Origin of the sequence: Streptomyces coeruleofuscus, assembly GCF_039532725.1 — a bacterium.
Lineage (GTDB): Bacteria > Actinomycetota > Actinomycetes > Streptomycetales > Streptomycetaceae > Streptomyces > Streptomyces coeruleofuscus.
On record NZ_BAAASE010000004.1, the window covers coordinates 185,821 to 210,898 of the forward strand.

The following is a 25,078-nucleotide window of genomic DNA, read 5'->3' on the forward strand; positions in this document are numbered from 1 at the left end:
AGCCCTCGGCATCGTCCCGGGCACGCGAGCGCCAAGGCCGTGCACCAACCCCTGACTCACCGACGAGCACACCCCGCGCCCTCACCTCACCCCACCGACTTCACGAGGCATCGCCTCCAGACGGTCGAAAACCATCGGTCGTCCGAGGCCGAAACCTCGTGGATGGGGTCGGGTGGTCCCCATCGGGGTGGGGACCAACCGCCCCGCGCCCCGGAGCGCCGGGCCCTAGAACAGGGGCTTTGTGGTCCTCCGGGGGTGTCAGTCGGGCCTCACCGGGTCAACCCCAGCCCGGTGAGGCCCCTCACCCCAGGCACGCCGTGCCAGAGAGTGCGGCATCATGTGACAGGTATCACCGCTCAGGTGTGACCCTCGATTTAGAGGCCCCCCGCAAGCAGCGATAACCTGCGAGACGGACATGCCGCGCGCTCGGACACCGTGTGCGCCTCCCTTGTGACAGACGGCGGACGTCACGTTGCCCTCGCGGCACGCCCACGCAGACAACGAACCGCGAGATCACTGATAGGGACGGAAGCGCGTGGACCTGTTCGAGTACCAGGCGAGGGACCTCTTCGCCAAGCACGATGTACCGGTGCTGGCCGGTGAAGTCATCGACACGCCTGAGGCGGCCCGCGCAGCCACCGAGCGCCTCGGTGGCAAGTCCGTCGTCAAGGCCCAGGTGAAGGTCGGCGGCCGTGGCAAGGCCGGCGGCGTGAAGCTCGCCGGCACCCCCGACGAGGCGGTCGAGCACGCGACCAACATCCTCGGCATGGACATCAAGGGCCACACGGTCCACAAGGTGATGATCGCCGAGACGGCCCCGGAGATCGTGGAGGAGTACTACGTCTCCTTCCTCCTGGACCGTGCCAACCGCACCTTCCTCTCCATCGCGTCCGTCGAGGGCGGCATGGAGATCGAGGAGGTGGCGGCCACCCGCCCCGACGCCGTCGCCAAGACGCCGATCGACGCCAACGAGGGTGTCACCGAGGCCAAGGCCCGCGAGATCGTCGCGGCCGCCAAGTTCCCGGCCGAGGTCGCCGACAAGGTCGTGAACGTCCTCGTCAAGCTGTGGGACACCTTCATCAAGGAGGACGCCCTCCTGGTCGAGGTCAACCCGCTGGCCAAGGTCGCCTCCGGTGAGGTCATCGCCCTCGACGGCAAGGTCTCCCTGGACGAGAACGCCGAGTTCCGTCAGCCGGAGCACGAGGCCCTCCAGGACAAGGAGGCGGCCAACCCGCTCGAGGCCGCCGCCAAGGAGAAGAACCTCAACTACGTCAAGCTCGACGGCGAGGTCGGCATCATCGGCAACGGCGCGGGTCTCGTCATGAGCACCCTGGACGTCGTCGCGTACGCCGGTGAGGCGCACGGTGGCGTCAAGCCCGCCAACTTCCTCGACATCGGCGGTGGCGCCTCCGCCGCCGTCATGGCGAACGGCCTGGAGATCATCCTCGGCGACCCGGACGTCAAGTCCGTGTTCGTCAACGTCTTCGGCGGCATCACCGCCTGCGACGAGGTCGCCAACGGCATCGTGCAGGCGCTTCAGCTGCTCAAGGACAAGGGCGAGGAAGTCACCAAGCCCCTCGTCGTCCGCCTCGACGGCAACAACGCCGAGCTGGGTCGCAAGATCCTCTCCGACGCCAACCACCCGCTGGTCCAGCGCGTGGACACCATGGACGGCGCGGCCGACAAGGCCGCCGAGCTCGCGGCTGCGAAGTAAGGGACGAGGGACTAAACAGCCATGGCTATCTTCCTCAACAAGGACTCCAAGGTCATCGTCCAGGGCATGACCGGTGCCACGGGCATGAAGCACACCAAGCTCATGCTGGCCGACGGCACGAACATCGTCGGTGGCGTGAACCCCCGCAAGGCGGGCACCTCGGTCGACATCGACGGCAACGAGATCCCGGTCTTCGGCACGGTCGCCGAGGCGATCGAGAAGACGGGCGCGAACGTATCCGTCCTCTTCGTCCCGCCGGCCTTCGCCAAGGCCGCCGTCGTCGAGGCCATCGACGCCGAGATCCCGCTCGCGGTCGTCATCACCGAGGGCATCGCGGTCCACGACTCAGCCGCGTTCTACGCGTACGCCGTGTCCAAGGGCAACAAGACCCGGATCATCGGCCCGAACTGCCCCGGCCTCATCACGCCGGGCCAGTCGAACGCCGGCATCATCCCGGGCGACATCACCAAGCCGGGCCGCATCGGCCTGGTGTCGAAGTCCGGCACGCTGACGTACCAGATGATGTACGAGCTGCGGGACATCGGCTTCTCCTCCGCCGTCGGCATCGGTGGCGACCCGGTCATCGGGACGACCCACATCGACGCCCTCGCCGCGTTCGAGGCCGACCCCGACACCGACCTGATCGTCATGATCGGTGAGATCGGCGGCGACGCCGAGGAGCGGGCCGCGGCCTTCATCAAGGAGAACGTGAAGAAGCCGGTCGTCGGCTACGTCGCGGGCTTCACCGCGCCCGAGGGCAAGACCATGGGCCACGCCGGCGCCATCGTCTCCGGCTCCTCCGGCACGGCCGCCGCGAAGAAGGAGGCCCTCGAGGCCGCCGGCGTCAAGGTCGGCAAGACGCCGACCGAGACGGCGAAGCTGGCGCGCGCGATCCTCGCCGGCTGAGCAGCCGCGCGGGCTGAGCAAGGGTTCAGCGCCCTGCGGCTCAGTCGTACAGCTCACAGGTGGGCCCGCTCCCTGCACGGGGGCGGGCCCACCGCCGTTGCGCGGAGCGGAAGCGGAAGCTGAAGCTGAAGCGGAAACAAGCGCCCAGGCAGGCGTCGTCACCGTGGCTGCGGCATCAGCCGGACCGGCCCCCGCAGCTCCTCCTCGCGCAGCTTCGCGCGCAGCTCCTGCTCCGACTCCGACAGCGGCCCGGGCGCGATCGGGGGCGGCACGTCCTCGACGGTCTCGCCCTGCGGCACCGGTGGCTCGTAGTGCGTGGGGGCCGTGCGGGCGGTGAGGGCCGTGGCTCCGATCAGGGCGATCGTGAAGGCGATGGCGGCCCGGGTCCAGAAACGGGCGCGGCGTTCCCCGGCGCGGCGCACGACGAGCGGTTTGGCGGCCCGCAGCCGCTCGATGGAGGCCAGTTCGACCAGCCGCCAGTGGAGCACCTCCGGGTCCGCCAGCTCCGGCAGCCGTTCGGCGACCGCCTCCCGCGCGTGCCTCAGCCGGTTCGCGGCCGCCCGGCTGCTCGCCTCCGTCTCCGCGGCCGTCTCCGGCAGGCCGAGACCGACACCGTCGTACAGCAGCAGCGTGCGGCGGTACGAGGGCGGCAGCTTCAGCAGGGTGTCCAGCAGCGCGCGGTCGAACGCGTCGGAGGGCGGTGGCTCGGGGCGCCGGTGGCGGAGGCGGAACCGGTGCCACGGGGAGAGGGCGCAGTCGTACGCCACCGCCCGCACCCAGCCCGCCGGGTCACGGTCGCGGGCCACCTCGGGCCAGCGGTGCCAGGCGATGTGAAAGGCCCGCTCGACCGCCTCCCGCGCCAGCTCGCGGCGGCCGGTCAGCAGATAGGTCTGCCGGACGAGCGCGGGCGCGCAGAACGTGTAGAGCGCGTCGAAGGCCTGAGCGGGGGTCAGGGCGGCGGCCGCGTCATCCGGCCGCCGCGGGGCCGCCGCACGGGCCGGGACGGGACCACGGCCGGTGACGGTGGTGCGGCCGCGACCGGTGACGGTGGTGCGGCCGCGGTCGGCGACGGCGGTGTAGTCGCGGTCGGTGACGGTGGTGTGGCGATGGTCGGTCACGGAGGTGTGGCCGTGATGGGTGGCGATGGCGTGGTTCCGGTCGGTGACACGGCTGTGTTCGGAGGCCGAGGCGCCGCTGCGGTCGGTGACGCGGCTGTGTTCGGAGGCCGAGGCGCCGCTGCGGTCGGTGACGCGGCCGTGCTCGGTGGCCGAGGCGCGGCTGCGGTGGCCGACGGCGGTGTGGTCCTGGTCCGTGACAGCGGTGCGGCCGCCCCGGTTCCTGCCGGAGTCCCGGCTCCGGTCCCCGGCCGAGGTGCGGCTCCGATCGCCCGCGGTGGCGGTCTCGCCCTCCGTATGAGGCGGTGTCACTTCCGCCTCCGCACCCAGTGAGTTCAGCAGCTTCGCGTACTTCTCCCCTTTCCGGCCGCGCGGCGTCGAGCGGCCGGTCTCCCACCCGCGCACCGTCTCGCTGGTGACGCCCACCCGGGAGGCCAGCTGAGCCCGCGTCAGAGAGGCGGCCTCGCGCAGGCGTCGGCGTTCCTTGGGCGGGGGGAGCGGGATGGCAGGGCTCTGTGTCACAGGGCGCCCCTCCGTACGGAAAAGTACATAAACGTATATTGAGCGACACAGCGAGGCTTCGCCTGTTACGACGGGAAAGCGCGTGTCGTTGGCAGCATGGCGGGCGTGATCGAGATGACCGCTCGCCGACGTCAGCCGTCGCCCCTGCTCACCCGGATGCGCGACCGCTCGCCCGGACTGGCCGACGCCCTCGTGGGCGGCGCGGTCGCGGCAGGACTTGGACTCGCGGCGTTCGCCGTGCTGGTGATGATGCTGTGGATCACCTCTCCGTATCCCGACAGCGGGCCCGGCGGCGCGCTGCATGTGGCGGCGGCGCTGTGGCTGCTGGCCCACGGAGCCGAACTGGTCCGCACCGACACGCTCGCCGGCGTCCCGGCTCCCGTGGGTGTCCCGCCGCTGCTGCTGCTCGCGCTGCCGGTGTGGCTGCTGCACCGGGCGGCGCGGGACGCCACGGACGGCGGGACGGTGGACGGGGGCGACGGCTTCGACGACGGAATCGAGAAGGTCGTGGCCATCGCGATGGGGGCCGGGCCACCGCTGGTCTCCGCCCGAACCGCGTGGACGGGTGTCGTCCTCGGCTACCTCGCTGTCGCCGCGCCCGCCGCCCTGTACGCCGCGGGCGGTGTGCTGCGGCCGTCATGGGTGTGGGCCGGGGTGTGCGTGCCGCTGGTCGCCGTCATGGCGGCGGGGGCGGGAGTGTGGTCGGCCTACGGCCGTCCGGGCGGGCCGCTGCGGCGGCTGCTGGGCGTGCTGCCGGTGGGCGTACGGCCCCTGGCCCTCGGGCCGGAGGGGCGCCCGGGTGTCGCCGCACGGGCCGCGGCGGCCGGTGCGGCGGTGCTCCTCGGGGGCGGTGCGCTGCTGGTGGCGGTGTCACTGCTGGGGCACGGCGCTGCGGCCCAGGCGGCGTTGCTGCGGCTGACGGAGGGGTGGTCGGGACGCTTCGCGGTGCTGCTGCTGTGTGCGGCCCTGCTGCCGAACGCGGCGGTGTGGGGTGCCGCCTATGCCCTCGGCCCCGGTTTCGCCCTCGGCGCCGGCCATGTCGTCAGCCCGCTGTCCTCCGCGCCGGCTCCGTTCCTGCCGCCGTTCCCGCTGCTGGCGGCGGTGCCCGAGGCGGGGGAGGGGCGGCTGGTGCACTGGACGGCCGGTGCCGTGCCGGTGGCCGCCGGGGTGGTCGTCGGCTGGGTCGTGGCGCGGGGGGCGGCCTCCGGAGAGCACGGCGGGACGCGGCCGGGCGGCGGGTGCGGTGCCGTCTGGCCACCGGGGCGCACCGCTCGTGCCGCCGCCTTCGCGGCCGTGCTGTGCGCGGCCGCACTCGCGGGTCTCGCCGCGCTGGCGGGCGGGCCGCTCGGAGTCACCGTCCTGGCCCGGTTCGGTCCGGTGTGGTGGCAGGTGGGTGCGGCGGCACTGGCGTGGCTGGTGCTGGTGGCCGTCCCGACGGCGGTGACGGTACGGGCCTGGAGATGCCGTGCGCCCGAGGCGGACGGTCCGAGGATCGGCAAGCGAAGGGAGGAACCGGCGGCGGGCGCCCGAAAGGCCAGGCGACCGTGGAAGAGCACGCGCTCCGCCCGGGCTTGGTTCACACGCACAGGAATCGCCGGGATCGCCCGAGTCGCCGGGGGCGGCGCCTCCCCGCCCGACGGGGACGCGAAGCCGAACCCCTCACCCGCCACAGCGGAGGCCCCCTACGCCCCTTTCGGCCACGACCCCCTGTACGGCCTCCGGGAGCAGCGGGACGACACCGCGTTCGATCCGTACGACTTCCTGCCGACCGACCCGGCCTCCGAGCCCTACGGCGCCTTGCCTCCGCCTGACTCCGCGCCCGAGCCGGAAACCCCGTGAGGCGGCGGGCCGCCCGTCAGTCGTTCGCCCCCAGCAACCCCCGCAGCTCCTTCGGCAGAAGCTCCGTGCAGGACTGCCTGGCCTCGTTCGTGAGGGCGTCGTTCGTGCAGGTGTAGTAGTCGCGGTAGACCAGCTGGGCCGTGAAGGACGCGGCGACCAGGGCGATGGCCAGGGATGCCGTGACCAGGCCGCTCACCGCCGCCGTCGTCTGGGGGCGGCCCGTCTGCTCGGGGGCCGGGCTGTCCGGGTCGGCCCTGCGGGGCTTGGCGCGCAGGGCGCTGATGCCCCAGTAGAGGGAGAGCGCGCCCAGCAGCAGTGCCACGTAGGGCCAGCTGAAGAGGGCGAAGAAGAAGGCCCACATGCCCGAGAGCAGGGCGTAGCGCGCATGGCGCTGGGCGGGGTCAGTCGGGTCCCAGCGCGGGTTCTGGCCGCCCTTGGGGTCGCCCGGTCCCTCGGGGCCGCCGCGGGGGCGGTCGCCGAAGCCGCCGGACGAGCGGCCGGGCTGCCGGTCGCTCCACTTCCTGGCCCACGGCCCGCGCTCCCCCTCCCCGCCGTCCTGGGAGTCGTCGCCCGACGGGCGCCGCGGCTGCCAGGGCCGGTCCGGGGTGCCCTCGGGCGGCGGGGCGAACGGGTTGTCCTCCTGGGACCCGCGCCCCCGCTCGTCGCCGCGGTCGCCGTCCGAAGGCGCGTCGGGTGGTGAGCTGGGGCGCTCCCGCAGCAGCACGCTGCCGCGCTCCCCTCCCTGCGCCGAGAGCTGGGGGAACGTGAGGAGTCGCATGCTGCGGTCCGGCATCAAGTGAGCGTCTTCCCGTGGATGAGTAGGAATGAATCGAAGAGTAGGGACGAGTGGACAGAACTGAACGGTGTCGGACCCGGGCCCGCCACCTCTTGAACGCATCACGTCCGGACGGCGTTCCCGAACCGGCTCCGCCCAGACGCTACCTTCCGGCCGTCCCCCCGTCCCGTGGGGGCCGCCCGGTGTGCCGGTATCGTTGCTGACGGTCGGCCGGTTCGTAGGCTTCCCCGTATCCGGGGGCGCGAAGCATTCGTATGAATGCACAAAATGCCGGGGCCGGCCGCCTGGACAGACGCTCCCCCGAGAAAGGCCCCCACCGTGGCCGCCAAGCCCGTGGCCCAGCGCGCCAAGCGCCTGGTCGTGCTGGTCTCCGGATCCGGCACCAACCTTCAGGCGCTCCTCGACGAGATCGACGCCGCCGGTGCGCGGGCGTACGGGGCCGAGGTCGTGGCCGTCGGCGCCGACCGCGAGGGCATCGAGGGGCTGGCCCGCGCCGAGCGCGCCGGGCTGCCGACCTTCGTGCGCAAGGTCAGGGACTACGGCAGCCGCGAGGAGTGGGACGCCGCTCTCGCCGAGGCCGTCGCCGCCTTCGAGCCCGACCTCGTCGTCTCCGCCGGGTTCATGAAGATCGTCGGCAAGGAGTTCCTGGCGCGGTTCGGCGGGCGGTTCGTCAACACGCACCCCGCCCTGCTGCCGAGTTTCCCGGGGGCCCACGGCGTACGGGACGCGCTCGCGTACGGCGCCAAGGTCACCGGCTGCACCGTCCACTTCGTCGACGACGGCGTCGACACCGGACCGATCATCGCCCAGGGCGTGGTGGAGGTCCGGGACGAGGACGACGAGAGCGCTCTGCACGAGCGCATCAAGGAAGTCGAGCGAAGGCTGCTCGTCGAGGTCGTGGGGCGGCTCGCCCGCAACGGCTATCGCATTGAGGGACGAAAGGTAGTTATCCAGTGACCGCCGAGAGCAACAAGCGGCCCCTTCGCCGGGCGCTCGTCAGCGTCTACGACAAGACCGGGCTGGAGGAGCTCGCCCGCGGCCTGCACGAGGCCGGTGTGGAGCTCGTCTCCACCGGGTCCACGGCCGCCCGCATCTCCGCTGCCGGCGTCCCGGTCACCAAGGTCGAGGAGCTCACCGGCTTCCCCGAGTGCCTGGACGGCCGCGTCAAGACGCTGCACCCCAGGGTCCACGCCGGCATCCTCGCCGACCTGCGCCTGGAGGACCACCAGCGGCAGCTCGCCGAGCTGGGTGTCGAGCCGTTCGACCTCGTCGTCGTCAACCTCTACCCGTTCCGCGAGACCGTCGCCTCCGGGGCCACCCCCGACGAGTGCGTCGAGCAGATCGACATCGGCGGTCCGTCGATGGTCCGGGCGGCCGCCAAGAACCACCCCTCGGTCGCGGTCGTCACCAGCCCGGCCCGCTACGCCGATGTGCTCAAGGCCGTCCAGGGCGGCGGCTTCGACCTCGCCACCCGCAAGCGGCTCGCCGCCGAGGCCTTCCAGCACACGGCCGCGTACGACGTCGCCGTCGCCTCCTGGTTCGCCTCCTCCTACGCGCCCGTCGACGAGTCGCAGTTCCCCGACTTCCTCGGCGCCACCTGGGAGCGCGAGCACACCCTGCGCTACGGCGAGAACCCGCACCAGCCCGCCGCCCTGTACGTCTCCGGCAGCGGCGGCCTCGCCGAGGCCGAGCAGCTGCACGGCAAGGAGATGTCGTACAACAACTACACGGACACGGACGCCGCCCGCCGTGCCGCGTACGACCACGCCGAGCCCTGTGTCGCGATCATCAAGCACGCCAACCCCTGCGGCATCGCGGTGGGCGCGGACGTCGCCGAGGCGCACCGCAAGGCGCACGCCTGTGACCCGCTGTCCGCGTTCGGCGGCGTGATCGCGGTCAACCGGCCGGTCAGCAAGGAGATGGCCGAGCAGGTCGCGGAGATCTTCACCGAGGTCATCGTCGCGCCCGACTACGAGGACGGCGCCCTGGAGGCCCTCACCAAGAAGAAGAACATCCGCGTGCTGCGCTGCCCCGACGGGCCCTCCGCCCCGGTCGAGGTCAAGCCCATCGACGGCGGCGCGCTGCTCCAGGTGACCGACCGGCTCCAGGCCGACGGCGACGACCCGGCCAACTGGACGCTGGCGACCGGCGAGGCACTGGACGCCGACGAGCTCCAGCAGCTCGCCTTCGCCTGGAAGGCCTGCCGCGCGGTGAAGTCCAACGCGATCCTGCTCGCCAAGGACGGTGCCTCGGTCGGCGTCGGCATGGGGCAGGTCAACCGGGTCGACTCCTGCAAGCTGGCGGTGGAGCGGGCCGGGGCCGAGCGGGCCCGGGGCTCGTACGTCGCGTCGGACGCGTTCTTCCCGTTCCCCGACAACATCGACGTCCTGGGCGCCGCCGGCGTCAAGGCCATCGTGCAGCCCGGCGGTTCCGTCCGTGACGAACTGGTCGTCGAGGCCGCGCAGAAGGCCGGCATCACGATGTACTTCACGGGGACGCGGCACTTCTTCCACTGACGGCGGCGGAGCGGGCCGGCGGCACCGCCGGCCCGCTCTCCCGACGGCTCAGCCGTCCACCTCGTACTGCCCGACCTCCAGGAAGTACCGCAGCTCCTCCGGCGTGCCGTCGATGACCTCCTCGGCGGCGGCCCGGAGCGCGTCGCTGATGGTCGGGTCGGCCAGGATGCGCGCGACGGCGACGCGGTCGTCCTCGGCCTGTGCGAGGCGGTAGCCGGTCTCCAGGAACGCGCGCAGGGCTTCCGGGGTGTTCACGTCGAGGGCCTTGCCGGCCTCTCTCTTGACGCCGCGGCCGGAGTCGGGGTCGCTCAGGATGCGGACGATGGCGACGCGGTCGTCCTCGGCCTGTGCGAGGCGGTAGCCGGTCTCCAGGAACGCGCGCAGGGCTTCCGGGGTGTTCACGTCGAGGGCCTTGCCGGCCTCTCTCTTGACGCCGCGGCCGGAGTCGGGGTCGCTCAGGATGCGGACGATGGCGACGCGGTCGTCCTCGGCCTGTGCGAGGCGGTAGCCCGTCTTCAGGAACTCCCGCATGTCCTCCACGGTGCCGTCGAGCGCCTCGTTGGCCTCGCGTACGACTCCGCGGCCGCTGTCCTCGTCCGCCAGGATGCGCAGGATCGCGATCCGGAGGTCCTCCTCCGACATCTCGTCCACCGGCGTGCCGTCCGCCGGGGACGCCGTCGCCACGGCGGCCGACGCGGGAGCCGTCCCGGTGGCGAAGGCCGGGGCGGTGAGCAGCAGGGCGGGGGCCAGGGCGCCGGCGGCGACGATCAGGGCACCACGGGTGAGTCTCATGCGCGAACCATCCTCCAGGTCAAGGGAATCGAGAGCATGTTCGCATATCCGGGGCAGGGGGACGGATGGTTTTCGGAGCCGTCCGGCACCTCGAACTGCCTGCGGCCCGCCGGGTGTTGACCGGCGGGCCGCAGGACGTGGCGCGGGCGGGTGCCTGGTGGGCGGGACGTCAGTCCATGAACTTTGAGCAGGTGTTCGAGGCCAGCTTCTTGTGGGAGGAGATGCGGTTGTCCGCTGTCTCGCCGTTGCTGAACACGTCGTCCGACTTGAGCGAGGAGACGTACTTCTTGTCGGAGGCGATGCAGATGTGCCCGCCCTTGTAGTCCTTCAGCCGGTAGAACGCGACGTACTTGCCGGTCTTGTTCAGGAGTGAGGTCGCCCTGTTGTCGTCGTCGCCCTGGAAGGAGCGGGAGCTGTTCCCCCAGTTCTCGTCCCACTCCTTGGACGAGCCGAGGTAGCTCTCGCAGTAGGACAGGCGGTACGCGTACATGTAGCCCGACTTCGCCTCCTCGTAGTTGTCGTCACAGTTGGCGGTGGGCGCCGCCTGGACGGAGGCGGCGGGGACGAGGGCTCCCAGACCGGCGAGGGTGAGGGTGGCCAGCGTGGCGGTCAGTTTGCGCATGACGGATCACTCCTTGTGGATTGCGGTTGGTGTGCTTGCGTGGTGGCTTGTGGAGGTGCGCCGACGGCACGGGCCTCAGGAAGCGGAGCCCGTGAGGTCCTCGGCGCGGGCGAGGGCGGCGAGGCTCAGCCGCTGATGGGTGGCGATGGTGTCGGCGTAAGGCGCGAGCTTCTTCGCGCGGTACTCGCGTTCCAGGTCACGGGCGGTGGCGGCGAGCCCGGAGGCGTCCTCGCCGGCGCAGACGGCCTCGGCTGTGGCGAGCTCCACCTCGACGGCATGCGCCTTCCCGTCGCCCATTCCCTCCGTCGACCGCGCGAGTTCCAGGCGCAGGTGCTCGGGAGAGCGGTAGTCGTGCCCCTCCTCGCGCATACAGGACGACCATGACGCCAGGGCGTGAACGAAGCGCTTGTCCTTCATGAGGTCCGGAAGGAACAGCGGGGCGAGGTTCTCGGTGATCGTCGAGACGCGGAACCAGGTCTCGTGGTCACCGTAGAGCTCGCCCTGAGCCTCCGCCCGGCACCCGCCGGAGGGGCCCTCCACCGTGCCGCCGCTGGGCAGTTCGACGCTGACGGTGTCGGAGGGCATGCCCTCCAGGGCCCTCGTGTAGCGGACGCGGTCCTCGCGCGGGAACGCGTTGGAGTACGCGAAGTTGGGATTCCCGGCCCTTTCGGCGGCCCTGAGGAGCCGACCGCCGTAGCCGTGCTTCCTCACCCAGGCGAGGTCGTCGAGGACGTAGACGGCGGTCCTGCGCTCGTCGACGCTCGCGATCGGCCCCACCCAGTACGAGAAGCCGCGCGCCGCCATGCACTTCTTCGTCAGCAGCCCCTCGGCCCGCTCGACGACCACCTGCTCGGCGTCGGTCAGGTCGCGGACCTGCCCCGGGCTCCGGCTCCCGGGGTTCCCGGACGGCCCCGTGGTGGCGGAGGCCGTGCAGCCCGCAGCCGTGGCGGTGACGATCACCGCCGCCGCGAACCGCGTGGCGAAGGCTCGCCTCATGGTCGTACTCCCCCGTGTCCCCCCCGCACCTCCCCTGTGGCGGTGCGTGGTCTCCACTGTGCAGGGGGTGGCCGGCGAGCAGTACCTGCAATGTTCCAGGGTCGTGCCGGGAGCCCTCCGGGCGGCTGCGTCAGCAGTTCTTGCTGACGACGTCCCTCCACGTACTCCCCGTCCCGGTGTACTGCTTGCCGTTGAAGTGCACGGGCTTGCGGTCGGCCTCCGTCGGGATGCCGTTCGTCTTGTAGCGCTGCTCGTAGTGCAGGTGGGCCCAGCCGCCGCTGTTGGCGCCGGTGGCGCCGATGTGGCCGATCCTGGTTCCCGCGGTGACGCTGTCGCCCTTCTGGACGTACTTGTCGTGCTTGTCCCTGAGGTGGTAGTACGCCGTGTACCAGCCGCTGCCGTGGTCGATGACGATGACGTTGCCGGCGCCGCGGTCCCAGAAGGTACGGGCCACCTTGCCCTTGTAGCCGGTGAGCACGTTCTTGCCGGACGACCCCGTGTTGCCCTTCACCACGATGTCGAGGGCGGGGTTGTGGCCGCCGTCGTAGGTGTCGAGCCGCCAGTGGGTGTCGCAGGCGAACGGCATCTGGAACCTGGGCTTGGCCGCCGCGACCACGTCACCCTGGGCCGAGGCCGGTGCCGCCGTGGCCCTGCCGCCGGACTCGATGCCGAGCGAGAGCGCGAGCGCGCCGGCCGCGAGCACCACGGCCGCCTTGCGGTGCCGGGCCGCGTGTGTTGTGTGCATCCGTATCTCCCCGTCGTCGTTCTTCTGCCGCTCTTGGCTGCGGACGCGTCAAGCATTCGGTGGCAGCCGGGAAAGCGGTACCTCGAAAGTTGTAGGGCGGTCGGCGCGGCGGCCGTCGGTTCAGCAGGCCGGGACCCACTCGTGAGAGCGGATCACCAGGCCACCGGGGTCGGGAAAGTTGACCTTCTGGAGAGAGCCGACGCAGCCGAACGGCGCCTTTCTGCCGGGCTCGCGGAAGAGCCGGACGTCGTCGTGCGGATCCCCTGTGAAGCCGTTGTTGAAGGCCGACCTCGGTTTCGTGGTCTTCGCCCAGTCGCAGGTGATGATGCCGCCGGTCCAGTCGTCGTCGTACTCGTACCAGGCGCACATCTCGCCCTGTCCGTCCGGCTTGGTGAAGAAGCAGACGTCACCCTGGTCGCAGCGCGCGTACCCCTGCGGTGCGGGTTCGCGCAGGGCGAGGAGGCCGGCGGTGGCCAGCGACACGGCCGTGACCGCGGCGAGCGACCCGAGGACGGCTGGATGCGGGCCGCGCCTCGGCTTCAGCCGGGGCAGCCGCGGGGAACGGGCCGCTCCGGCCGCGGTCTCGACCCGGCGGAGCAGGGACTGAGCCGAGTGCGGGGCCCGGGCGGCGTGCGTGGGGGCGAGGCAGTCGGTGACGATCTGCCTCCAGGCATCCGGCAGTTCGGGCGACAGGCGAAGCTCTTCGCGGCCCTTGGCATAACGCTGGACCGCTTCCCGGCGGGCGGCCGGGTTCGCCCCGGGGAACGGCAGGCCGCCGGTCAGGACCAGGTGGGCGAGGACGCCGAAGGCCCAGATGTCGGCGGTGGGACGGGTCTGGTGGCCGCGTTCGCCGACCTCGGCCCACAGGAGTTCGGGCGGGGTGTAGTCGGAGGTGGTGAACGCGGGGGAGTAGGCGTGGGTGCCGTCGAGTTCGGCGGCCAGGTTGAAGTCGGCGAGCCGGACCGAACCGTCCGCCATGAGCAGCACGTTGGCGGGTTTGAGGTCGCCGTGCACCCAGCCCGCGTGGTGGAGATGGGCCACCCCCTCGCAGATCTGGGCGACCAGGGACGGTCCTCCGGGGACGGCTACGGCACGCTCCGCCGCGGTGTCCCCCCGGCCCCGGCACCGGTACCGGGCCGCGAGCTGGTCGAGCAGCTGATCGAGGGAGCCCTCGGCGCGTTCCAGGACGAGGACGGTGGCGCCGTCCAGTCCGGGGCGGGCGGGATCGTCCACGGTCAGGGTCTCGTACATCCGGATCAGGCGCGGGCGTTGCAGCCTGCGCAGTAACTCCGTCTCCCGCTCGGCGAGTTCGCGCAGGTGACGGAGCCGGCGCGGAGTCTCGGTGCCCGTCGGCAGGAACTTCAGCGCGGCCTCGGCCGGCAGGCCCTCGACGGGCTCGGCGAGGCGGGCGGCGTACACGCTGCCGAAGGCCCCGGAAGCGATGGGCTCGCGTACGTCCCAGGCGCCGACGCGGTAACCCCGCGGGACCTGAACGGCGTGCGGCCATGACTCCCCGCTCACCGGACGGGCTGCGCTTTCCCGCTCAGCAGGGCCAGGTCGGCCTCCCGCACCAGGTCGAAGCGCAGGGCCAGGGACACCAGGCGTTCCTTCTTGCCGTTGAGGCGCGGGCCGCCGCCCGCTGCCGAGTCCGGAGCCGGTTTCAGGCGCAGCTTGACCGCCAGGTAGTCGATGTTCCACGCGACCGACGCACGCGAGACCGACGGCCACAGCGGGCGGAGCCGCTCGACGAGTTCCTCGGCGGTGGGCAGGGGGGCGTGCGGCTCACCCCTCAGGCGGGCGGCGCACAGGGCGACCAGGACCTGGAAGTACCGCTTGCCGCGGTCGAGCGGGAAGGCCGAAGCGGTGGGCGCCCCGCCCCTCGGGCCGGCGCGGTCGAGATAGTCGTGGCGCGGCGCCCACACGTCGAAGCTCAGCAGCTCGCTCCCGGCCGGCAGGACCACGCGCGAGAACTCGAAGGGCACCGGGGCGTCGAGCCGGCCCGGCGGGACCTTGATGTGCTCGCCCGCGCCCTCCGGGTTCTCGACCACGTACGTCTGTGCGCCGCTCAGATTGCTGAGCCTCCAGTAGGCGCCGGCGGCCGTGATCTCGCCGGCCTCCCTGGAGACGCCCTCGTGCGGGATGGACAGGTACGGGCCCCGGGGCCGTACGGCACGGCCGAAGGCCAGGGACTCGCAGGGATCGAGGTGGATGTGATCGTCCGGGCATGTGCTGTGCATGGGCACGACAACAATGCTGTGCATGGCGGCTTCCTCCCCCGAAAGAAACTCCGCCCAGAGTAGGAGGGAGGGGACTGGAAAGCTCAAGGCAAGGCAAAAATCGGCGTGTCGTGAACGATGGGTGCGGTGTCGTGCGGTAATGGCCGCCCGGTCACCTTTTCCCGGGCGGCGCGTACTCCTCCAGGTAGTGGGCGACGCGGTCGGCGTAGCCGCGTACGTCCGGCGGCACCCCGCCCGCCTTGTTCACCGTCCGGTACGACCTGCGGTAGGCGGTGGCGATCAGGACGCGGCGGTCGCCAGGGAGGTCGCCGTGCAGGCGCGGGGCGATCCAGCACAGGTAGCGGCCCATCGCCGGGATGGACTCGGCGGGTGGGAAGGGGGGTTGCGGGACGGTCTCGCCGGGCGTGCCGTCCTCGTTCATCCACCAGCGCAGGACGCGCGGGGTCCAGCGGGCGATCCCGTACTCGTCGTTGGCGGGGTCGGAGAGGTCCGGGTCGAAGCCGCTCTCCACCTTCAGCATGGCGGCGATCAGGACCGGCGTGACGTCCTTCTGGTCGCAGTCGTGTGCCGTCTCCACGATCAGCAGGCGGTAGGCGGGAGGGATGCCCCGGTCGGTGCGGAGCTCCGAGGCGCCGTACGCGGCGGAGACGTTCGCGGTCGATCCGGAGCCGCTGCCGCCCGGGGCGCCGCCGGACCAGACGCTGATGCCGTAGGCCAGGGCGGCGAGAGCGGACGCGGCAGCGGCCAGCGCCGCCGCGAGGGACGCACGGCGGATGCGGCGGCGGGCCGGGTGCAGAAGGGGCAGGCGGAATGGGCGGTGCGCGGTGCCGGCTGCCGCGCGGACGCGGCCCAGCAGTGCCCCGGCGGTGATGCGGTCCTTGTGGGTGCGGGTCAGGCAGGCGGTGATGATCTGCCGCCAGTCGTCGGGCAGTTCGGGCGACAGGCGCAGTGCGTCCGTGCGGCGGGCGTACGCCGCCGCCGCGTCGCGGCGGGCCGCCGGGGTGGCGCCGGGCAACGGGAAGGAGTCGGTGAGGACCAGGTGCGCGAGGACGCCGAAGGCCCATACGTCGGCGGACGGGCGGATGCGGCGGCCGCGTTCGCCGATCTCGGTCCACAGCAGTTCCGGCGGGGTGTAGTCCGGGGTGGAGAAGGCGGGCGTGTAGGCGTGCGTGCCCTCCAGTTCGGCGGCCATGTTGAAGTCGGCGAGCCGGACCGAACCGTCCTCCATCAGCAGCACGTTGGCCGGCTTCAGGTCGCCGTGCACCCAGCCGGCGTCGTGCAGCTGGGCCAGGCCCTCGCAGATCTGCGCGAGCAGGGCGGGGCCGGCGGCGGGCCGGGGTGTGGCGGCGAGCAGGGCGGACAGGGAGCCCTCGGCCCGCTCCAGGACGAGGACGGTGGCGCCGTCCAGCTCCGGGCGGCCCGGGTCGTCGACGGTCAGCGTCTCGTACATCCGCACCAGCCGCGGATACCTCAGCCGCCGGTACAGCTCGACCTCCCGCTCGATCAGCTCGCGCAGATGGGTCAGCCGGCGGGGCGTGGCCGTGCCGGTGGGCAGGAACTTCAGGGCGGCCGTGGGCGGCAGCTCGGTGCTGTCGCCGATGCGCCGGGCCGCGTACACGCTGCCGAAGGCGCCCGTCGCGATGGCCTCGCGCACCTCCCAGACGCCGACCCGGTACCCCTTCGGTACGGGCACGGCGTAGGGCTCGGTCACCGGGTCACCTCACCCGGCGGGGCGGCCGGACCGTCCTCGCGTGCCGGGGCGAAGTGGTGGGCAAGGTCGTCGGGCGCCGACCGGCCGAACGTGAGGCGTTCACCGGGCGCGAGTGGGATCTGGCTGCGGTCTCGCTGGTCCTCCGTGGTCGGCGGAGGTACCACGATGATGCTGTACAAGGTGCTCTCCCCGTGCCTGACGGCTATGCACGTCAGACTAGGGCGACGCACCAGGGCCGTGCCCCCCTCGTACGGGTGAGACACGGCCCTTGGATGTGATTGGCGCGAACTGGTCCGCTCGCCGGGGTCCGTTCAGTAACGGGGGCGGTTGAACCAGGCCTTGCCGTTGGCGTTGCCGACGAACACCGCGACCAGGATGGCCAGGACGGTGTGCACCAGGCCCACGAGGATGAACGGGTAGATGCCGAGGACGGCGGTGATGATGGCGAAGACCAGGATGGTGATACGGGCGCCGTTGCCGCCGTTCTTGAACTTCGTCGCCAGGACGGCCGCGAACACCAGCCAGGCCAGGCCGAACACCACGTAGCCCCAGATCACGCCGGTCGACTGGCCGACCAGGTCCTGGAAGGCGGTGTTGTCCTTGAGGGACTCGTCGTCCTTCGCGGCGTTGAGGGCCACGGCGGCGAAGGCGAAGAACGCCACGCCGAGGACCTGGAGACCGACGATGACCCACATCATCACCTTGGCCGCGTTCACCGAGCCCGGCATCGTCGTCGGCGCGGCGGGACCGCCGTAGGGGGACACCGGAGGGGCCTGCGGGTAGCCGTAACCGGGGGCCTGCCCCTGCTGCTGCGGGTAGCCGTAGCCCGGCTGCTGCGGCTGCTGCGGCTGTCCCTGGGGAGCGCCGTAGGGGTTGTTCGGGTCGCCGTAGCTCATGGGGGCTTTCCTCCGTTGGTCCGAGTGCGGGGACGACGCGTGGCATCCGCGCGGAGGAAAGTTCTTCAGATTGCGACCGTCCCCCCGTTGAGCTGCCCGCGGCACTTGTCAGGTCATCGTTCTTCACCACTGACGGGTTGTCCAGCCGCATTCCCGATGTGTTGTGCAAGTGCAACATCACTGATCATGGGCGGATACGGGAGGACGGGCCCCGCGGTGCCCGTATTGCGGCCGGATTGGAACCGTGGGCGGGTCATCCGCGAGGATGGGGGCATGACCGCCCAGATTCTCGATGGCAAGGCCACCGCAGCCGCGATCAAGTCCGATCTGACCGCCCGCGTGGCGGCGCTGAAGGAGAAGGGCGTCACGCCCGGCCTCGGCACGATCCTGGTCGGGGACGATCCCGGCAGCCAGAAGTACGTCGCCGGCAAGCACCGTGACTGCGCGCAGGTCGGCATCGCCTCCCTCCAGCGCGAGCTGCCGGCCACGGCGACGCAGGAGGAGATCGAGGCGGCCGTCCGCGAGCTGAACGAGGACCCGGCCTGCACGGGTTACATCGTGCAACTGCCGCTGCCCAAGGGCATCGACGAGAACCGCATCCTCGAACTGATGGATCCGGACAAGGACGCGGACGGCCTGCACCCGATGAACCTCGGGCGTCTGGTCCTGAACGAGCCGGCCCCGCTGCCCTGCACCCCCAACGGCGTGCTGACCCTCCTGCGCCGCTACGGCGTGGAGATCAAGGGCGCGGAGGTCGTGGTGGTCGGCCGGGGTGTGACCATCGGCCGGCCGATGCCGCTGCTGCTGACCCGGCGCAGCGAGAACGCGACCGTGACCCAGTGCCACACCGGCACGCGTGACCTGTCGGCGCACCTCAAGCGCGCGGACATCATCGTGGCCGCGGCCGGTTCCGCCCATCTGATCCGCGCCGAGGACGTCAAGCCGGGCGCGGCCGTCCTGGACGTCGGCGTCTCCCGCAGCGCCGAGGGCAAGATCGTGGGCGACGTCCACCCCGACGTGGCCGAGGTCGCCGGCTGGATCTCCCCGAACCCCGGCGGAGTCGGCCCGATGACCCGCGCCCAGCTGCTCGTCAACGTGGTCGAGGCGGCGGAGCGCAGTGTCGGCTGAACGGGACGCGGGGAGCGCGGACAGCGCCCCGGGCGCCGGGAGCACGGAGAGCGCGTCGGCCGTCCGGAGCGCGCGGAGTGGCGCGGGCGCGGAGGGCGCTCCGGCGGGCCGGAGTGCGCAGGACGATCAGGGTGCCCCGGGCGTCGCCCCGAGCGCTGCCGGAGTGTCCGGCGGCCGGAGTGCCCGGAACGGTGCCGGCGCGGAGGGTGCCACGGCCGGCCAGGGCGTGCGGGACGCCCGGAGCGCCCCGGCCGCCGTTCCGAGCGCTGCCGGAGTGTCCGGCGGCCGGAGTGCCCGGAGCGGCGCGGGCGCGGAGGGCACACAGGCCGGCGGGAATGCGCGGGCCGGGCAGAGCGAGGCGGACGCGCCGGGTGCGGGCGACGGTGACGCCGACCCGGGTGCGCGCGACGGTGACGCCGACCCGGGTGCGCGCGACGGTGACGCCGACCCGGGGGTGCGGGTGGAGGGCGACGATCTCACCGTGCGGGATCCCGTCAGCGCGCCCGATGCCGAGGGGCGGCCGCGGCGGGTCACCCGGCGGTTCCCGTTGTTCACCAAGGACACCGCGCGGCCCGAGGGCGGTGGCCGGGCCGCGCCCGGGGACGCGTTCGCGCCGGCGCGGCAGTGGCCAGTCCTCGCCGTGCTGGGGCTGGTCGGGCTCGGGCTGCTGGTGACCGCGTTCGGTCAGTTCCGGCTCGGGACGCTGCTGATCGGCATCGCCCTGCTGGGCGGTGGCGCGATGCGGTGGCTGCTGCCGGACGTCGGTATGCTCGCCGTCCGCTCCCGGTTCACGGACATCGTCACGTACGGCGTCATGGGCTCGGCGATCGTCCTGCTGGCGATGATGGCGCAGCCGAATCCCTGGCTCCAGATCCCGTTCCTGAAGGACACGCTGCACTTCACGGTCACCAGCGAGTGACCGGACGGCGGCCCGTCCTCTCCCCCGAGGAAGGACGGACCGCCGCCACGCCCAACCCTCCTGCACGGCGAAGAGCCTGTTCAACGGCTGTCAGCGCGCTGTGGCACGGAAGTGACGGTTCCGGTACTGGTTCCGGTACTTCCTCCGGCAGATTCGGCACGAACTGGTGCAACCACGGGGTTGGCATGGACAATCGGGACGGTCCAGGGTGTATCGCGCGCGGCTCCCGTGCTTCTGTGCGCCCCCGCTCAGGGAACTGAGATCCTGAGTGGACGCATCCCTGTGGGTAGCCAGAACGGGGACTCGGCCAAGGCCGCCGACGCGCGGGGCGAACAGCGCGGGTAATAACAGCACGTACCGGGGGGAAGAGGGGGGACGCAATGCCTCGTTGGAGGGCCTTGCCGGATGAGCTCGATCCACAGATCAGGGAGTTCACGAGCCAGCTGCGCAGACTCGTGGACCGCAGTGGTCTGAGCATCGCGTCGGTGGCGGACCGCACGGGCTACAGCAAGACGTCGTGGGAGCGTTATCTGAACGGCCGGCTGCTCGCGCCCAAGGGCGCGATCGTGGCGCTGGCCGAGGTCACGGAGACCAATCCGGTGCACCTGACCACCATGTGGGAGCTCGCCGAGCGCGCCTGGAGCCGCTCGGAGATGCGGCACGACATGACGATGGAGGCCATACGGATCTCCCAGGCGCGCGCCGCGCTCGGGGAGTTCGGCGGGCAGGACTTCGGGAGCTCCTCGGCCGGTTCCACGGGCGACGGCAAGTCGGCCCCCGCGGGCGGCGGCCGGCCTTCCCGCAGAAGCGGCAGCGCCACGGTCACGCCGGGGATCGCGGGTCCGGCAGGCGTGGTTCCGACCGTGCCGCCGCAGCCGACGGCCCCCGAGGTGCAGGACTCCACCGGCAGCGGTTCGACCGGGGTCAACTCGTGGGGAGTGGCCGGGTACCAGCGCCCCGCCCAGGGCCGCGGGCGCACCGCCGGCCCGGGAACCGGCTCCACGCCCGCTTCGGGTCCCGGAACCGTCCGGACCCCGGGCGCCGGGGCGGGCTCGTACGGCACCTCGCCGCAGGACGCCGTCCCGGCGGGTGCCGGTGGGGCTGGTGGTGCCGGTGGCACTGGCGGCTCCGGTCGTTCCGGTGGTTCTGCTGGTCCTGGCGGGAAGCGCCGGACCGCGACGTTTCTCGCGGGTGTCGTGGGCGTGCTCGTGGTGATCGCCGGCGCGTTCTACCTCACCGGTGGCGGCGGCGACGACGAGGCCAAGGGCGGCACCAAGTCGCCCAAGCCGACCGCCAGCACGAACCCGGATCTGCCGCCCGGCGTGAAGTGCAGTGGCGACAGCTGCACCGGCAAGGACGCGGAGAGCATGGGATGCAGTGGTGACCTGGTCACCACGGCCCAGACCGCGACCGTCGGCACGACCGTCGTCGAGGTCCGCTACAGCGACACCTGCAAGGCGGCCTGGGGCCGTATCACCCAGGCGGCACAGGGCGACGAGGTCCAGGTCAGCGCGGGCAAGGCGAAGCAGACCGGGAACATCACCGTCGCCGGAGACACCATCGCGTACACCCCCATGGTGTCCGTCGAGAACGCCGCCGACGCCAAGGCCTGCGCCACACTCGCGTCCGGTCGGCAGGGCTGCACGGAGTAGCCGGCAGGGCTGCACGGAGTAGAGGGACGCCTGGTCCCACGGGGACGCGTGACGTCCGGCGGGCGCCCGGGTTGCGGGTGTGGGTCGGGGGCTGGGATCCGGCGGGTGCTGGGCGTGCGGCGGGTGTTTTGGGCCGGCGGGTGCTGGGCGTGCGGCGGGTGTTTTGGGCCGGCGGGTGCTGGGCGTGCGGCGGGTGTTTTGGGCCGGCGGGTGCTGGGCGTGCGGCGGGCATTTTGGACCGGCGGGTGCCGGGCGTGCGATCGGGTTGTCTGCCGTTGGCGGGGGGCGGCCTGGCCTGCGGCCGGGGAGGTCGGATCCGGCGGTGCCGGCATGCGGCGGGGCGCGCGGCTTGCGGAGGACGTCTGGCTTCGGCCGGGGAACTGGGCGCGGGCGTTCGGCGTGCCGTGGGCTGTCTTGCACCGGCCCGGTGCCTGGTGTGCGGGCGGGTCGTCTTGTCCCCGGTGGGGCACGCGGGTTTCGGCTCGGGGCTGGGATTCGGCAGGGCCGCGCATGCGGCCGGCCGCCCCGCGTCCCGGCGGGTGCCTGGGCTTCCGGCTCGGCGAGAGACTGGGATCCGGCGGTGCTGGTTTGTATTGGGACGGGTTGCCGCTGGTGGGGCGCGTGGATTCCGGTTAGGCGCCCCGCGTTCGGACGGTGGCGCGGGGGTCCCGAGGCGGCCGGCGACTTCGGGGCCGCCTCGCCCCGGGGGAATCCAGCGCGCCTCGACGCAGCGCCCGGCCCGGGCTGCCCCGGGTGTCAGGTGCTCACCGCCTGGGACCCGGCAGCGGAACCCGTCGGGGAACGAATTTCGGAAAGGGAGGATTGCCCGGCGCAATCGCGGGCACGCGAACCGTACCCCCACGGGAGTCCGGCTTGGTCGGTTCCCCCCAGGCGGCCGCCTTCGTCCTCCTCTCCCGGACGGGCGGCCGCCTTTTTGTGCGGGTGCGGGGTGAGTTGTGGGGTGGGCCACACCGACCCGGCCGTCCGGGATCCCGGATGCGCGATAGCCTGACCGCTGGATGGATCTCTTGACGCCAAGAGATCGATCAAACGTCCGGGGCAGGGACGCCCCACCGCCAGCTGTCATACGGAGAACGCCATGACCCGCACTCCCGTGAACGTCACCGTCACCGGCGCGGCCGGCCAGATCGGTTACGCCCTGCTCTTCCGCATCGCCTCCGGTCAGCTGCTCGGCGCGGACGTGCCGGTGAAGCTGCGCCTGCTGGAGATCACGCCCGCCCTGAAGGCGGCCGAGGGCACGGCCATGGAGCTGGACGACTGCGCGTTCCCGCTCCTGGCGGGCATCGACATCACGGACGACCCGAACGTCGCCTTCGACGGCACGAACGTGGGCCTGCTCGTCGGCGCCCGCCCCCGCACCAAGGGCATGGAGCGCGGCGACCTGCTGGAGGCCAACGGCGGCATCTTCAAGCCGCAGGGCAAGGCGATCAACGACCACGCCGCGGACGACGTGAGGGTCCTCGTCGTCGGCAACCCGGCCAACACGAACGCGCTCATCGCGCAGGCCGCCGCGCCCGACGTACCGGCCGAGCGGTTCACCGCGATGACCCGTCTGGACCACAACCGCGCCCTGACCCAGCTCGCGAAGAAGACCGGCTCCACGGTCGCCGACATCAAGCGGCTCACCATCTGGGGCAACCACTCCGCCACCCAGTACCCGGACATCTTCCACGCCACGGTCGCCGGCAAGAACGCCGCCGAGGTCGTGAACGACGAGAAGTGGCTGGCCGAGGACTTCATCCCGACCGTCGCCAAGCGCGGCGCCGCCATCATCGAGGCCCGTGGCGCCTCGTCGGCCGCCTCCGCCGCCAACGCCGCCATCGACCACGTCCACACCTGGGTCAACGGCACCGCCGAGGGTGACTGGGTCTCCATGGGCATCCCGTCGGACGGTTCCTACGGCGTCCCGGAGGGCCTGATCTCCTCCTTCCCGGTCACCTGCAAGGACGGCAAGTACGAGATCGTCCAGGGCCTGGAGATCAACGAGTTCTCCCGCGCCCGGATCGACGCCTCCGTCAAGGAGCTCGAGGAGGAGCGCGAGGCGGTCCGCGGCCTCGGCCTCATCTGAGTCGCCCGGCTCTTCCGACCGGAGTCTCTCCGCGTCGCCGCGCAGGCCCCGTACCGGTTCCGTCCGGTACGGGGCCTGCGGGCTTTCCGTGGTCCTCGAGCGTGCGGCGCCCGATCGGCGCCCGTTTCCGCCCTGATTGCCCGCATCTCCAGTGACACAGCGCACTTTCGGCCACCGATCGCGCATGCATCCGGGGGACCAGGGCATGCGCACTCGGTCTCTTAGTGACACATCTGTGACACAGGGGCGCTGATCAGGAACGGAAGGCGAAAGCGATCATGGCGGAAAGCAACGAACTCCAGGCGCGCAGCACCATCCACGCGGGAGGGGAATGGCGTGCGGCCGTCTCCGGCGCCACGCGCGAGATCCTCGACCCCGCGGACGCCCTGCCGTTCGCCGTGGTCGCGGAGGGTGACGAGAAGGACACCGATCTGGCGATCGCCGCCGCCCGGCGCGCCTTCGACGAGGGCGAGTGGCCGCGGACGCCCGCCGCCGAGCGGGCCGCGCTGCTGAGGCGCGTCGCCGACCTGCTCGTGCGGGACCGCGAGGAACTGGGCCGGCTGGAGGCCCGCGACGCGGGCAAGACCGTCGAGGAGGGCCGCGTCGACATCGACTGTGTCGCCGACGCCTTCCGGTACTTCGCCGACCTCGTCGCGGCCGAGAGCCCGGGCCGGGTCGTGGACGCGGGCTCGTCCGACATCCACAGCGTCGTCGTGCACGAGCCCATCGGCGTCTGCTCGATGATCACGCCCTGGAACTACCCGCTGCTCCAGGCCAGTTGGAAGATCGCCCCGGCCCTGGCCGCCGGCAACACCTTCGTCGTCAAGCCGAGCGAGATCACCCCGATGACGACCATCGCGCTGATCGAGCTGCTCGTCGAGGCCGGACTGCCCGCCGGAGTCGCCAACATCGTCACCGGGCCGGGCCATTCGGTCGGCGCGCGCCTCTCCGAGCACCCCGACGTCGACCTCGTCTCCTTCACCGGCGGCCTGATCAGCGGCACCAAGGTGGCCCAGGCCGCCGCGCCCACCGTCAAGAAGGTCGCCCTCGAACTCGGCGGCAAGAACCCCAACGTCGTCTTCGCCGACGCCTGCGCCACCGACGAGGGCTTCGACACCGCCGTCGACCAGGCCCTCAACGCCGCCTTCATCCACAGCGGCCAGGTCTGCTCGGCCGGCGCCCGCCTCATCATCGAGGAGTCCGTGCGGGACCGCTTCGTCACCGAACTCGCCCGCAGGGCCGAGAAGATCCGGCTCGGCCGCGGCACCGAGGACGGCGTCGAGTGCGGCCCGCTGGTCTCCGAGCAGCAGCGCGCCAAGGTCGAGATGTACGTCGAGTCCGCCCTCAAGGAGGGCGCCGTGCTGCGCTCCGGCGGCAAGCGCCCCGAACCCTCCCCGCAGCGCCCGGAGAGCGGCTACTTCTACGAGCCGACCGTCCTCGACCACTGCCACCGCGAGATGCGCGTCGTGCGGGAGGAGGTCTTCGGGCCGGTCCTCACCGTCGAGACCTTCCGCACCGAGGACGAGGCCGTCGCCCTCGCCAACGACACCGAGTACGGGCTCGCGGGCGGCGTCTGGACCACCGACGCGGGCCGCGCCCGGCGCGTGGCCGGCCGGTTGCGGCACGGCACGATCTGGATCAACGACTTCCACCCCTACCTGCCGCAGGCGGAATGGGGCGGTTTCGGCAAGAGCGGAGTAGGCCGCGAGCTCGGCCCGGCCGGTCTCGCCGAGTACCGCGAGACCAAGCACGTCTACCAGAACCTCGCGCCGAAGCCGGTGCGCTGGTTCGCGGGCTGACGCGCCCCCTGACGGCACCCTCCGCACCTCGCTCCCCGGATCCCCCACTTCACGCAGACCTCAGTCCCCTCCTGGAGTACCACG

At 72.1% G+C, this 25,078-nt stretch carries 20 protein-coding genes and 1 pseudogene; 10 read left to right on the forward strand and 11 right to left on the reverse strand.

The window, feature by feature from the left end:
• The first annotated feature begins 535 nt into the window (after positions 1–535).
• Positions 536–1,714 carry an ADP-forming succinate--CoA ligase subunit beta gene (gene sucC, locus ABFX81_RS16245; RefSeq protein ID WP_086845395.1) on the forward strand — a complete coding sequence of 393 codons (1,179 nt, stop codon included), beginning with the start codon at positions 536–538 and terminating at the stop codon, positions 1,712–1,714.
• Positions 1,715–1,735: 21 nt separating this feature from the next.
• Complete coding sequence (sucD, locus tag ABFX81_RS16250) at positions 1,736–2,620, forward strand: succinate--CoA ligase subunit alpha (protein WP_010036416.1); 885 nt, start codon at positions 1,736–1,738, stop codon at positions 2,618–2,620.
• Between the two features lie 158 nt (positions 2,621–2,778).
• On the opposite strand, the gene ABFX81_RS16255 is transcribed toward sucD, so the two are convergent.
• Positions 2,779–4,257: a sigma factor-like helix-turn-helix DNA-binding protein gene (locus tag ABFX81_RS16255; protein WP_086845393.1), complete on the reverse strand. Its 1,479-nt coding sequence runs from the start codon at positions 4,255–4,257 to the stop codon at positions 2,779–2,781.
• 96 nt (positions 4,258–4,353) lie between these two features.
• On the opposite strand from ABFX81_RS16255, the gene ABFX81_RS16260 reads away from it, so the two are divergent.
• A complete protein-coding gene (locus ABFX81_RS16260) occupies positions 4,354–6,096 on the forward strand; it encodes a cell division protein PerM (protein ID WP_086845392.1) in 1,743 nt (580 codons plus the stop codon).
• A 16-nt stretch (positions 6,097–6,112) separates the two neighbouring features.
• Here the strand turns inward: ABFX81_RS16260 and ABFX81_RS16265 are convergent, their stop codons facing one another.
• Positions 6,113–6,889 carry a hypothetical protein gene (locus ABFX81_RS16265; RefSeq protein WP_086845390.1) on the reverse strand — a complete coding sequence of 259 codons (777 nt, stop codon included), beginning with the start codon at positions 6,887–6,889 and terminating at the stop codon, positions 6,113–6,115.
• 321 nt (positions 6,890–7,210) lie between these two features.
• Between ABFX81_RS16265 and purN the strand changes: the two genes are divergently transcribed.
• Together purN and purH are read left to right on the forward strand one after the other, a co-directional pair.
• Complete coding sequence (gene purN, locus ABFX81_RS16270) at positions 7,211–7,849, forward strand: phosphoribosylglycinamide formyltransferase (RefSeq protein WP_086845388.1); 639 nt, start codon at positions 7,211–7,213, stop codon at positions 7,847–7,849.
• Complete coding sequence (gene purH / locus ABFX81_RS16275) at positions 7,846–9,408, forward strand: bifunctional phosphoribosylaminoimidazolecarboxamide formyltransferase/IMP cyclohydrolase (RefSeq protein ID WP_086845386.1); 1,563 nt, start codon at positions 7,846–7,848, stop codon at positions 9,406–9,408. The genes purN and purH overlap by 4 nt, the downstream gene beginning before the upstream one ends.
• A 48-nt stretch (positions 9,409–9,456) precedes the next feature.
• Here the strand turns inward: purH and ABFX81_RS16285 are convergent, their stop codons facing one another.
• The 9 genes and pseudogenes from ABFX81_RS16285 to ABFX81_RS16325 all read right to left on the reverse strand — a co-directional run bounded on the left by ABFX81_RS16285 (position 9,457) and on the right by ABFX81_RS16325 (position 17,407).
• The gene (locus tag ABFX81_RS16285; protein WP_428837182.1) at positions 9,457–10,200 is read right to left on the reverse strand and encodes an ALF repeat-containing protein; all 744 of its coding nucleotides are present in this window, start codon (positions 10,198–10,200) and stop codon (positions 9,457–9,459) included.
• 169 nt (positions 10,201–10,369) lie between these two features.
• Entirely contained in the window at positions 10,370–10,822 is a 453-nt protein-coding gene (locus tag ABFX81_RS16290; protein WP_086845382.1) for a peptidase inhibitor family I36 protein, read from the reverse strand.
• 75 nt (positions 10,823–10,897) lie between these two features.
• The gene (locus tag ABFX81_RS16295) at positions 10,898–11,818 is read right to left on the reverse strand and encodes a hypothetical protein (RefSeq protein ID WP_086845380.1); all 921 of its coding nucleotides are present in this window, start codon (positions 11,816–11,818) and stop codon (positions 10,898–10,900) included.
• Between the two features lie 130 nt (positions 11,819–11,948).
• Positions 11,949–12,563: a M23 family metallopeptidase gene (locus ABFX81_RS16300; RefSeq protein ID WP_346138246.1), complete on the reverse strand. Its 615-nt coding sequence runs from the start codon at positions 12,561–12,563 to the stop codon at positions 11,949–11,951.
• A 120-nt stretch (positions 12,564–12,683) separates the two neighbouring features.
• Positions 12,684–14,084: a protein kinase domain-containing protein gene (locus ABFX81_RS16305; protein ID WP_086845378.1), complete on the reverse strand. Its 1,401-nt coding sequence runs from the start codon at positions 14,082–14,084 to the stop codon at positions 12,684–12,686.
• Positions 14,081–14,824: a hypothetical protein gene (locus tag ABFX81_RS16310; RefSeq protein ID WP_086845376.1), complete on the reverse strand. Its 744-nt coding sequence runs from the start codon at positions 14,822–14,824 to the stop codon at positions 14,081–14,083. The genes ABFX81_RS16305 and ABFX81_RS16310 overlap by 4 nt, the downstream gene beginning before the upstream one ends.
• A gap of 127 nt (positions 14,825–14,951) precedes the next feature.
• The gene (locus tag ABFX81_RS16315; protein ID WP_086845374.1) at positions 14,952–16,511 is read right to left on the reverse strand and encodes a protein kinase domain-containing protein; all 1,560 of its coding nucleotides are present in this window, start codon (positions 16,509–16,511) and stop codon (positions 14,952–14,954) included.
• A gap of 2 nt (positions 16,512–16,513) precedes the next feature.
• Positions 16,514–16,690, reverse strand: a pseudogene (locus tag ABFX81_RS42205) (FHA domain-containing protein); the annotation flags it as partial.
• Positions 16,691–16,822: 132 nt separating this feature from the next.
• Entirely contained in the window at positions 16,823–17,407 is a 585-nt protein-coding gene (locus ABFX81_RS16325; protein WP_086845370.1) for a hypothetical protein, read from the reverse strand.
• 273 nt (positions 17,408–17,680) lie between these two features.
• Between ABFX81_RS16325 and ABFX81_RS16330 the strand changes: the two genes are divergently transcribed.
• From ABFX81_RS16330 to ABFX81_RS16350, 5 genes are all read left to right on the forward strand, one after another.
• Positions 17,681–18,535, forward strand: coding sequence for a bifunctional methylenetetrahydrofolate dehydrogenase/methenyltetrahydrofolate cyclohydrolase (locus tag ABFX81_RS16330; protein WP_086845367.1), 855 nt, complete (start codon positions 17,681–17,683; stop codon positions 18,533–18,535).
• A gap of 454 nt (positions 18,536–18,989) precedes the next feature.
• Positions 18,990–19,454 (forward strand): DUF3017 domain-containing protein, encoded by a 465-nt coding sequence (locus ABFX81_RS16335; protein WP_086845403.1) that lies wholly within the window; start codon positions 18,990–18,992, stop codon positions 19,452–19,454.
• 380 nt (positions 19,455–19,834) lie between these two features.
• A complete protein-coding gene (locus ABFX81_RS16340) occupies positions 19,835–21,106 on the forward strand; it encodes a DUF2690 domain-containing protein (protein WP_086845365.1) in 1,272 nt (423 codons plus the stop codon).
• Between the two features lie 1,099 nt (positions 21,107–22,205).
• Positions 22,206–23,195 carry a malate dehydrogenase gene (locus ABFX81_RS16345; RefSeq protein WP_086845363.1) on the forward strand — a complete coding sequence of 330 codons (990 nt, stop codon included), beginning with the start codon at positions 22,206–22,208 and terminating at the stop codon, positions 23,193–23,195.
• A gap of 278 nt (positions 23,196–23,473) precedes the next feature.
• The gene (locus ABFX81_RS16350) at positions 23,474–24,994 is read left to right on the forward strand and encodes an aldehyde dehydrogenase family protein (protein ID WP_086845361.1); all 1,521 of its coding nucleotides are present in this window, start codon (positions 23,474–23,476) and stop codon (positions 24,992–24,994) included.
• The last annotated feature ends 84 nt before the right edge of the window (positions 24,995–25,078 follow it).

Excerpts from the sequence above, each read along its gene's own strand:
- ABFX81_RS16325 (WP_086845370.1), bottom strand. The coding sequence starts at position 17,407 with ATGAGCTACGGCGACCCGAACAACCCCTACGGCGCTCCCCAGGGACAG.
- ABFX81_RS16310 (WP_086845376.1), bottom strand. The coding sequence starts at position 14,824 with ATGCACAGCATTGTTGTCGTGCCCATGCACAGCACATGCCCGGACGAT.
- ABFX81_RS16350 (WP_086845361.1), top strand. The coding sequence starts at position 23,474 with ATGGCGGAAAGCAACGAACTCCAGGCGCGCAGCACCATCCACGCGGGA.
- sucD (WP_010036416.1), top strand. The coding sequence starts at position 1,736 with ATGGCTATCTTCCTCAACAAGGACTCCAAGGTCATCGTCCAGGGCATG.
- ABFX81_RS16345 (WP_086845363.1), top strand. The coding sequence starts at position 22,206 with ATGACCCGCACTCCCGTGAACGTCACCGTCACCGGCGCGGCCGGCCAG.
- ABFX81_RS16295 (WP_086845380.1), bottom strand. The coding sequence starts at position 11,818 with ATGAGGCGAGCCTTCGCCACGCGGTTCGCGGCGGCGGTGATCGTCACC.
- ABFX81_RS16260 (WP_086845392.1), top strand. The coding sequence starts at position 4,354 with ATGGCGGGCGTGATCGAGATGACCGCTCGCCGACGTCAGCCGTCGCCC.
- ABFX81_RS16330 (WP_086845367.1), top strand. The coding sequence starts at position 17,681 with ATGACCGCCCAGATTCTCGATGGCAAGGCCACCGCAGCCGCGATCAAG.
- ABFX81_RS16300 (WP_346138246.1), bottom strand. The coding sequence starts at position 12,563 with ATGCACACAACACACGCGGCCCGGCACCGCAAGGCGGCCGTGGTGCTC.
- ABFX81_RS16285 (WP_428837182.1), bottom strand. The coding sequence starts at position 10,200 with ATGAGACTCACCCGTGGTGCCCTGATCGTCGCCGCCGGCGCCCTGGCC.
- ABFX81_RS16265 (WP_086845390.1), bottom strand. The coding sequence starts at position 6,889 with ATGCCGGACCGCAGCATGCGACTCCTCACGTTCCCCCAGCTCTCGGCG.
- ABFX81_RS16290 (WP_086845382.1), bottom strand. The coding sequence starts at position 10,822 with ATGCGCAAACTGACCGCCACGCTGGCCACCCTCACCCTCGCCGGTCTG.
- ABFX81_RS16340 (WP_086845365.1), top strand. The coding sequence starts at position 19,835 with ATGCCTCGTTGGAGGGCCTTGCCGGATGAGCTCGATCCACAGATCAGG.